Here is an 8985-nt window from a genome sequence, read left to right as displayed (position 1 = left end):
AACTAATAACTTATATGCGGTCATGCTTCGCCCTCTTCAACAACCAGATGCACCCACGGATTTGATATAAGTAGAGGGAAAAATGAGAATCAATAAGATTTCTGTCACCAAACTTTTTGGAGTTTTTAACCATCCGGTTTCCTTGAACCTGGAAGATAGAATCACGATTATTCACAGTCCGAATGGATTTGGTAAGACAGCCTTACTCAGGTTAATTAATGAATTTTTTAATTCACCTTACTCAGAACTTCGGACTATTCCATTTGAAGAATTTAGAATAGACTTTGATGATGGCAGTTATCTGCAAATAACTAAATTTATTGATACAACTGAAGATAAAAAAGATAAAGATTTGATATTTTATTTTTCTAAGCCTGGTGCAGAAGCAGAGATATTTTCACCTAATCTATTAATAGATTCATTGGCAGAAAAAAATGTTTTTTTGGATATCACAGAGGAGAGACTACAGTCATCAGGTGGCATAGAAACACAAACTAAAAATTCGGAATCAATCGCCGTACAAAATCTTGTCAAGGCTATGAATGACTTGATCAAAGATTTAACTTCAAGTATAAAAGTTAATAAGGAACCAAAGTGGCTGTCAGAACTAAAAAGCTCCATCGACGTTCATTTTATCGAAACTCAACGTTTGTTAACTCCCTCAAGTTTTCGTGAAGTAGCGGTAGACACCAGACACCCTTCAATGATTCCCTCAGTTAATATATATTCTCAGGAACTCGCAGAAGAGATTCAAGCAAAACTGGCTGAATATGGTGCATTATCTCAATCCCTTGAAAGAACTTTTCCCGCAAGAATTTTCAACAACAAAGCACCCTCATATTTAACAGAGGAAACACTTCGCAACAAATTAAATGAAATTGAGGAAAAGCGTTCTCGTCTCAGAGGAATTGGTCTTTTGGATAAAGACGAAAATCCTGATTTTCAAATAGAACAAAATATTGATGGAGTCACAAAAAACATTCTGTCGGTTTATGTTGAAGATGTAGAACAAAAACTCATGGTTTTCAAGGAACTCGCTACTAAAATAGAACTTTTTAAAGGAATTATTAAACAGCGATTTCTCTATAAAAATATGAGCATCAGTAAAGAGAAAGGTTTTACCTTTACAACGGCGGATGGTAAACCTTTGTCGCCGACAGACTTATCTTTCGGAGAACAGCATGAACTGGTAATGCTTTACCAGTTGTTATTCAAAGTTCAACCTAACTCGCTGGTTCTCATTGATGAACCAGAAATTTCGCTGCACGTAGCGTGGGAAGTCGAGTTTCTCAAAGATTTGCAAGCAATTATTAATCTGGCAGACTTTGATGTGTTGATCGCAACTCACTCTCCAAGTATTATAGACGATCGATGGGATTTGACAGTGGGGTTAAAAGGGCCAGTAGAATGAGAGAATACATTACCCCTAACTTCATTGCTAACCAAATCCGCCTGCTGCGAGATCGATCTCAATACACTGAACATTCTTTTTTAATCGTTGAGGGAGACACAGATTCGCGGGTATGGAAGAATTTGGTAGACTCCACAAAGTGTCGTGTAGAAAATGCCCATTACAAAAACAATGCTGTTGCTGTGCTAAATATACTTGAACAAGGTAACTTTGCTGGTGTTTTGGCTATTGTTGATGCGGATTTTGATATATTAGAAGGAAGTGTTTCACTCAGTCCGAACTTGCTGTTCACAGATACTCACGATTTGGAAACTATGCTGCTGAAGTCGCCAGCACTTGAAAAGGTGCTTTCAAAACACGGTTCGGAAGACAAAATAAAGAGTTTTGCTAAAGATATTCGCCAGACTTTACTCGAAAGTGCCAAAGTTATTGGTTATTTGCGATGGGCTTCGCTGAAGTTTAATTATTGTTTAAAGTTTGAAGATTTAGCTTTTAAGAAATTTGTGGACGATCGCACGTTAATATTAAATCAATCGGAGTTGATTAAAACTGTGAAAAATAACTCTCAAAAACTGGGACTTGATGAACTAGAAGTTAAAGCAAAGATGGATGGTCTTAAAACAAATACTCAAGATATGTGGTATGTTTGTTGTGGTCACGATATGATTTGTATTTTGTCGATCGCACTTTGTAAAGCCCTAGGCACGTGCAACTCCAAGCAAGTTGAGCCAGATGTACTTGAAAAAGACCTGAGACTTGCTTACGAGTCTTCTCATTTTCGCCTGACACAACTCTACACAGCCATTCAAGACTGGGAAAAAACCAATCAACCTTTCCAGGTACTTTCTAACCTGTAGCTTCAACTTTCCCAAAGACCTCACCCGCAGCCAACCGAGTACCATTGGCAAAATCCACGCCAGACTGAACTTTTTTACCAGCCAACTGTACCTCCCGCAATAATAGCAAACCATCGTTAGTTTGGACGATCGCCCCAAAGCCCTTCACAACCTTCACAACCTCCCCATTTGCGCCCGACAACCGATCCAAAACAGGCCATTCCCGTTCCAAAACCCTCAACTCCGGCGGTAATTGCAGCCAATATTCCGGCCCCAGCGGCACAGTTGCGATTACTTTCAGGGTATTACCGCGAAAAGTCGTAGTGCAATCCGGGAAAAAACCCCTAACTTGATTGTGAAGCGCGATCGCACTTTTCGACCAATCCAGCACAAAATCAGTACCCTTAATCATCGGCGCATAAGTCGCCTCATCATCATGCTGAACAACCGGTTTAACTTCCCCATCCCTCAATTTTATCAAAGTTTCCACCAATAAATCCGCTCCAAGTTCCGCCAACCTGTCGCCCAAAGAATCAGCATTATCCAACAGCGTAATTCCCGCAAAAGCCTTCAAAAGCATCGCCCCAGTATCCATACCAGCATCCATTAGCATAGTAGTAATTCCCGTGGCCTTTTCCCCATTAAAAAGACACCGCTGAATCGGCGCAGCCCCGCGATACTTCGGCAAAATGGAGCCGTGAACATTCACACAAGCCAAACTCGGAATATCCAGAATTTCCTGAGACAGAATCTGGCCGTAAGCCACCACCACAAACACATCAGCCTCCGCTTCCCGCAACTTAGCAAGCGTTTGGGCATCCTTCTTAATTCGGCGCGGCTGCAAAACCGGAAGACTGTGATTTAAAGCCACATCTTTTACAGGTGAAGGCATCAATTTATTCCCCCTTCCCCGGCGCTTATCCGGCTGAGTCACCACACCCACAACCTCAAATTCTGGATGACTCAGCAAACTGGATAAAGTAGGAACAGCAAATTCAGGAGTGCCAAAAAAAACAATTTTCATAGATTTTTCGTTAGTTTTTATCATAATAACAGCAAAACTACGCCATTAACTCATCAACAGCCACGCTAAAACCCTGCAACACAAGCTGAGTCTTCGCCACTTCACCAGGCTTAAATAAAACTGCCTCACCTTGAGTAATTACTAACACCCAACTACTCTTCGGAAATAGCAGCCAAACTTCCAAACAACCAGACTCTAAATACTCTTGTGCTTTTGCAAAAACATCATCCGCAAAATCGTTAGGCGAAACAATCTCAGCTAGCAGCGGAAAACTCTGCGGCAAAACTGAAAACTCTCCAACTTGCGCCAACAGTTCAGGAGTAATATAAGATACATCTGGTATCCGCCCTTTTTTCAGAGTTTGACAAGTCACTTCCACATAAACCTCGCCCCCTTGGGCGCTTGAGATCATGTAACTTCTCCAGTAATAATCGAGCTTTGATTGAATGCGGCGAGTCTTTGCAGTCATTCCCGGTTTCCCCACTACTTCTCCATTGACAAATTCTACAGGATGTTTGACTATAACTTTACCGTCCGCCCACTCAGTCCCGTCAGGAGGATTTTGCATCCATTCTTCCAAAGTTAAATCTAACTGCTCTACACTAAAAGTTGTCATCTGATTCACCAATTTTACGGCTCGTGTCAATTTTATCATATCTGCCAAAACATGGAAAAACCCTCGAATATCCTGCCACAAGCCAGTCGCAGGTTATTGGCAGATACCGCACAACCATAAAAATATATTCATCACGAACAAGTCAGCCAATGCCTATTAACCAAATTCCCGCATTCATGCCAGTCGAAATGCCTGACTTGGCAAAATATCGATCGCACTTGACAGCAATTTCTTGCGATCGGACGCAGCCGCAAGATACACTAGAAGCGGGATATTTCACAATTTTGTTCCAAAATACTTCCCCAGGAGAGACAAATCAGGTACCCCAGAATTCTCAGATTCAACTTGTTTTACCAACCTCTAACCATCAGCGTCTATCCGCATTCATCGGCGGTTAAAAAAAATCTTGTTCCCAAAAATTCACTAAAAAATGATTTCATCCAAATTATTTCCCGCCATTAAAATCCTACAAAAACTAGCACTCTGCATTTTAGTGACCTTAAACCTCTTAATATTAAGCGGCTGTCAAAACGTCAAAGCTAACACCGAACCAATTAAGATCGCATTGTGGCACGGTATTAATCCTCCGCCAAATCGAGCCATATTTCAAGCCCTCACGGACAAATTTAACAAAACACATCCCAACATTCAAATTGAACCAATTTACATCGGACAGCCAGACCAACAACTGCCAAAAATCATGACAGCAATAGTAGGAAATGCACCGCCGGATTTGCTGTGGAACGTTCCCACAATTGCGGGAAAGCTGGTAGAATTAAACGCAATTCAACCATTAGAAAAATGGCTCGACAAATCGCCCCGCAAAGCCGAAATCTACCCGGCACTCTTTGAGTCAATGGAACTTGGGGGACACACTTGGTCAATTCCCCTCGCCACAAACAACGCCGCCATATTTTACCGTCCCAGTTTGTTTAAAGCCGCAGGGATCAAACAAGTGCCGCAAAATTGGGAGCAATTCAAGCAAGCAGCCCGATCGCTCACGCGAGACACCAACGGAGACGGCCGTGTCGATCGACACGGCATCGTGCTCTCCCTAGGCAAAGGAGAATGGACAGTATTCACTTGGCTGCCCTTCATGTTTAGTGCAGGCGGCGAACTCTTTCTTGCCGGCACAGCTCAAACTCCCGTACCTCAAATCGACAATCCCGGTTCTCTCGCCGCCTTAGAATTGTGGAGCGATTTGTTAAAAGAAGGCTCAGCAATACTGTCAGCACCCGAGCGCGGTTACGAACTCGACAACTTCATCGCTGGCAAAGTTGCCATGCAAATCACCGGGCCTTGGACGCTAGCACAATTGGAGCAAAGCGCGATCGACTACGCAGTGATGCCTATACCCGTCCGATCGCGTCCCGCAGCCGTTGTGGGGGGTGAAAATTTATTTTTAATGAAAACTTCTCCTGAACGCGAGAAAGCCGCCCTAGAATTCTTAGAATACGCGATCGGCGAAGAATTCCAAACAGCCTGGGCATTGGGAACAGGTTACTTGCCAATTAACTTAAAATCTAGACAGAGCCCAACTTATCGAAACTTTGTGGAAAAAAACCCTGTTTTGCAAGTGTTTTTGGAACAAATGAACTCAGCGCGATCGCGCCCAATTATTTCAGGCTACTCCCGGGTGTCAGAAAACCTCGGTCGCGCCATAGAAGCAACCCTTCTGGGTCGCGCCCCCCAAGACGCCCTCAAAGAAGCTCAAGAGCGTTTGACACTAACCTTAGATATTGCCCTCAAGTGAGTTACAGATCGATCGCATCGAGCGTTGGCAAAAAGATAATTGATAATTGGGAAAAAAGGTAATTGCTAATTGAGCCGGATTTTTTCTGCTCTGCTGCTTCCCCTGATTAAAAGCCTCGATTAATTGGTGAAAATTCAGTTAATATCACTACCGCCGATACTTCTAATCACAAACGGGGTTTATTGCCCCTGGTAGACCTGAAAGCTGAGATTTTGTATCGCTATTATCGGTTTTTTAGTTATTATTGATAATGGTACAAGATGTTAGGTAAAATCGAGCGCCGATCGCCCGATCCCAAAAGAGACCCGCCGTCGCTTGGTAATAAATCTTTAACGAAAATCGCCAATTTTGCCAGCGAATGCTTCGCCATTACAGATATATTGGCAACAAAGGGATGCTCCCCAAATTTAGGCGATCGGGAACGATCGCACAACCAAAAAAAAACCGCACCGTTGAGGGAGTTAAAAAAAGTGAGATAGACAGGTTTTCCCCCTACCTACCACCCATGACCTACCATCACCTAAGAGAAACATTTTCCCTACCCTGTGTCCGTTCCGTGCCACCTACTGAGACTCCAATAACCGTCCACCTTTTCCCCAAATGACAATGCAGACAAAGTTCCTTAATGCAATCAGAGGACATTCCTGGCGGTACTTCCTGGCAGTAGGCACGATCGCCCTGATCTACTATGCGGCTTCGGAATTCGCAATTGCCACCCTCACCCTGAGCACAGAAATCTACCCCATGTGGCCTGCTGCTGGAATTGCCCAAGTCGCGCTGCTGTTGTTCGGGCGCCAACTGTGGCCGGGAATCGCGATCGGAGGCTTCCTGTTCAGCATGAGCGTACCCTCGGCAAACATCGCCACGGCATTGATCTCCGCCGGCGCCAGAACCCTGCAAGCGTGGACGGGAACTTACTTGCTCCAAAGGATTAACTTTAGCGCCGGACTCGATCGGCTCAAAGACGTTTTAGGAATAGTCGGACTAGCAGCCCTAGGCTCTACCCTAATCAACTCCAGCATCGGCAGCATCCTCGTGTGCGCCACCCGTTTGTCTGACTGGAGCAACTTTGGCACAATTTGGGGCAGTTGGTGGGTAGGAGACGCTCTGGGAATTTTGCTCGTCGCCCCGCTGCTGCTGACATGGCAAAAATTGCCCAAAATCAGCACCCACCGCCACAAACAGATCGTCGAACGCGGGATTTGGCTGTTGCTGCTGCTAGCAGTCGGCTGGCTAGTTTTTTGCTCCCGCACCCGCGCCGCCTACGCCCGCTATCCCCTAGAATATTTACCATTTCCCCTAGTAGTTTGGGCAGCCTTTCGATTCGGCCAGCGCTACACGGCCCTCTCTAACTTCATCCTCTGCGGCTTCGCCATCTGGGGCATAGCCCGAGGCAGCGGCCCCTTTCTCAAACACGCCAGCAGCATCCCCCAAGCCCTATTATCGCTGCAAGCCTTCATCGCCGTCATCGCCGTCACAGGCTTAGTCTTAGCCGCCACCGTCGCCGAACGCCACCAAGCTGAAGCCTCCTTGCGCGCCAGCGAAGCCAGCCTCGCCAACGCCCAACGCATCGCCCAGCTAGGCAACTGGGACTTAGACCGCAACACGCAGCAATTGCGCTGGTCAGAAGAAATTTATCGGATCTTGGGACAGCGGCCCGGCACTTTTCAACCCAGCCTCGAAACCTTCTTGGAATACGTCCACTCCGAAGACAGACAATTAGTCAAAACCTCGATCGAAGCCGCTTTATTTGAGCAACAGCCCTACAGCATCGATTACAGGCTGGTACTCCCCGACGGCAGCCAGCGCACAGTCTGCGAACAAGCCGCCGTCAACACCCTCTACATCAGCAGTACCGTCCAAGACATCACAGACAGAAAGCGCGCCGAAGCAGCCCTGCGCGCTTCCGAAGAAAGATTTTCCAAGGCCTTTCACGCCTCCCCAGTCGGGATCGCCATCTGCACCCTCACCGACGCACGCTTCCTCGATGCTAACGACAGCTTTTTACGCTCCTTAGGCTGGCTGCGACACGAATTTATTGGCCGCACCCCCAGCGATTTAGGAATGTGGGTCAACTCAGAAGACGGGCGGCGCCTCGCCCACGTGTTGCAGTCCCAAAATTCGATCGGCAACCAAGAAATCAAAATTCGCACCAAAATCGGCGACATCCGCGACTGGCTGCTGTCAGGAGAACTCATCGACCTCGGCACCACTCAGTGCGTGTTAATCATGACCAGCGACATCACCGAACGCTTGCGTTCCGAAGAATTCCGCCGCGCCGCATTAGCCGCCGAATCTGCAAATCGATCGAAAAGCATCTTTCTCGCCAACATGAGTCACGAACTCAGAACCCCCCTCAACGCCATCATCGGCTACAGCGAGATCCTGCAAGAAGACGCCCGAGACCTCGGCGCCGATGAATTTATCGACGACCTCCAAAAAATTAACACCGCCGGACAGCACCTGCTAGCCTTGATTAAAGACATTCTCGACTTCTCTAAAATAGAAGCCGGCCGCATCGACTTGCACGTCGAAACCTTCACCATTTTAAATCTCGTTGACCAAGTAATTGCCACGATCGCACCGACGGCAGACAAAAATAGCAATCTGTTAGAAATACAATGCCCCGAAGATATTGGCTCGATGGAAACCGACTTGACTAAACTCCGCCAGTCGCTGCTCAACCTCCTCAGCAACGCCTCCAAGTTTACTTGTTCCGGCGCCATTACTTTCACAGTTACCCGCACCCCCGAAACCCCCGCCGAGGCTGCCAAGAGAAACAAACAACTCGGAGTCTATAGAGGTGGCGGCCCCACCGACAATAGCTCGTCTTCCGGCTCTTCCCCTCAAGATTGGATCGTTTTTACAGTCAAAGATACCGGCATTGGCATGAGTTCGGAACAGTTAGCCAAAATATTCGATCCTTTCACCCAAGCCGATTCCTCAACTACTAAAAAATACGGCGGCACTGGTTTGGGTCTGACAATTACTAAGAAATTCTGCGAAATGATGGGCGGAGAAATTTCCGCATTCAGCGAATTAGAAAAAGGTTCTACTTTTACAATTCGGCTCCCAGCTTTTTTGGGCGATGCTTCTACATTCACCCAAAAGTCTGATAAATAAACATTTTTTAAACTTATTGTCAATCGCTATTTCTTGAGAAGACCCGCCCAACCAACCGCCAGATTTTTATTTTGGTGCGTTAAGGAACGGTTTCCTCCAATGGCATCAAAGATTAATGAATCTTGCCTGCCGTGTAAAACTCAACTCTTGACTGCAAACTCATAAATTATATTAGACTTGAATTGCATAAGTCTTCGATCGATACAGAAACCGCAGATGTCA

At 45.9% G+C, this 8985-nt stretch carries 8 protein-coding genes; 6 read left to right on the top strand and 2 right to left on the bottom strand.

The annotated features are described in order from the left end of the window. The first annotated feature begins 82 nt into the window (after window positions 1–82). Window positions 83–1411 carry an AAA family ATPase gene (locus QT974_RS26530; RefSeq protein WP_333471399.1) on the top strand — a complete coding sequence of 443 codons (1329 nt, stop codon included), beginning with the start codon at window positions 83–85 and terminating at the stop codon, window positions 1409–1411. Continuing rightward, window positions 1408–2268, top strand: coding sequence for a DUF4435 domain-containing protein (locus QT974_RS26525; RefSeq protein WP_333471398.1), 861 nt, complete (start codon window positions 1408–1410; stop codon window positions 2266–2268). The genes QT974_RS26530 and QT974_RS26525 overlap by 4 nt, the downstream gene beginning before the upstream one ends. Here the strand turns inward: QT974_RS26525 and fmt are convergent. Next, entirely contained in the window at window positions 2258–3271 is a 1014-nt protein-coding gene (gene fmt, locus QT974_RS26520) for a methionyl-tRNA formyltransferase (protein WP_333471397.1), read from the bottom strand. The two genes, QT974_RS26525 and fmt, sit on opposite strands and share 11 nt — an antisense overlap. Window positions 3272–3308: 37 nt before the next feature. Continuing rightward, complete coding sequence (locus QT974_RS26515) at window positions 3309–3887, bottom strand: Uma2 family endonuclease (RefSeq protein ID WP_333471396.1); 579 nt, start codon at window positions 3885–3887, stop codon at window positions 3309–3311. A gap of 149 nt (window positions 3888–4036) precedes the next feature. Here QT974_RS26515 and QT974_RS26510 point away from each other — a divergent pair, with 149 nt between their 5' ends. The 4 genes from QT974_RS26510 to QT974_RS26495 all read left to right on the top strand — a co-directional run bounded on the left by QT974_RS26510 (window position 4037) and on the right by QT974_RS26495 (window position 8763). Then, window positions 4037–4285 carry a hypothetical protein gene (locus QT974_RS26510; protein ID WP_333471395.1) on the top strand — a complete coding sequence of 83 codons (249 nt, stop codon included), beginning with the start codon at window positions 4037–4039 and terminating at the stop codon, window positions 4283–4285. Between the two features lie 32 nt (window positions 4286–4317). Then, on the top strand, window positions 4318–5640 hold the full coding sequence (locus QT974_RS26505; protein WP_333471394.1) for an ABC transporter substrate-binding protein: 1323 nt from the start codon (window positions 4318–4320) through the stop codon (window positions 5638–5640). A gap of 260 nt (window positions 5641–5900) precedes the next feature. Continuing rightward, a complete protein-coding gene (locus QT974_RS26500; RefSeq protein ID WP_333471393.1) occupies window positions 5901–6119 on the top strand; it encodes a hypothetical protein in 219 nt (72 codons plus the stop codon). Between the two features lie 127 nt (window positions 6120–6246). Beyond that, the gene (locus QT974_RS26495; protein ID WP_333471392.1) at window positions 6247–8763 is read left to right on the top strand and encodes an MASE1 domain-containing protein; all 2517 of its coding nucleotides are present in this window, start codon (window positions 6247–6249) and stop codon (window positions 8761–8763) included. Window positions 8764–8985: the final 222 nt, after the last annotated feature.

It is taken from the genome of Microcoleus sp. BM001215392, from assembly GCF_036700185.1.
In the GTDB taxonomy this organism is placed as follows: Bacteria; Cyanobacteriota; Cyanobacteriia; order Cyanobacteriales; family Microcoleaceae; genus Microcoleus.
This window is presented reverse-complemented; position numbering and strand designations above follow the sequence as displayed.

Coding starts and splice junctions, on each gene's coding strand:
- QT974_RS26495 (WP_333471392.1), top strand. CDS start 6,247: ATGCAGACAAAGTTCCTTAATGCAATCAGAGGACATTCCTGGCGGTAC.
- QT974_RS26500 (WP_333471393.1), top strand. CDS start 5,901: ATGTTAGGTAAAATCGAGCGCCGATCGCCCGATCCCAAAAGAGACCCG.
- QT974_RS26510 (WP_333471395.1), top strand. CDS start 4,037: ATGCCTATTAACCAAATTCCCGCATTCATGCCAGTCGAAATGCCTGAC.
- QT974_RS26505 (WP_333471394.1), top strand. CDS start 4,318: ATGATTTCATCCAAATTATTTCCCGCCATTAAAATCCTACAAAAACTA.
- QT974_RS26515 (WP_333471396.1), bottom strand. CDS start 3,887: ATGACAACTTTTAGTGTAGAGCAGTTAGATTTAACTTTGGAAGAATGG.
- QT974_RS26530 (WP_333471399.1), top strand. CDS start 83: ATGAGAATCAATAAGATTTCTGTCACCAAACTTTTTGGAGTTTTTAAC.
- fmt (WP_333471397.1), bottom strand. CDS start 3,271: ATGAAAATTGTTTTTTTTGGCACTCCTGAATTTGCTGTTCCTACTTTA.
- QT974_RS26525 (WP_333471398.1), top strand. CDS start 1,408: ATGAGAGAATACATTACCCCTAACTTCATTGCTAACCAAATCCGCCTG.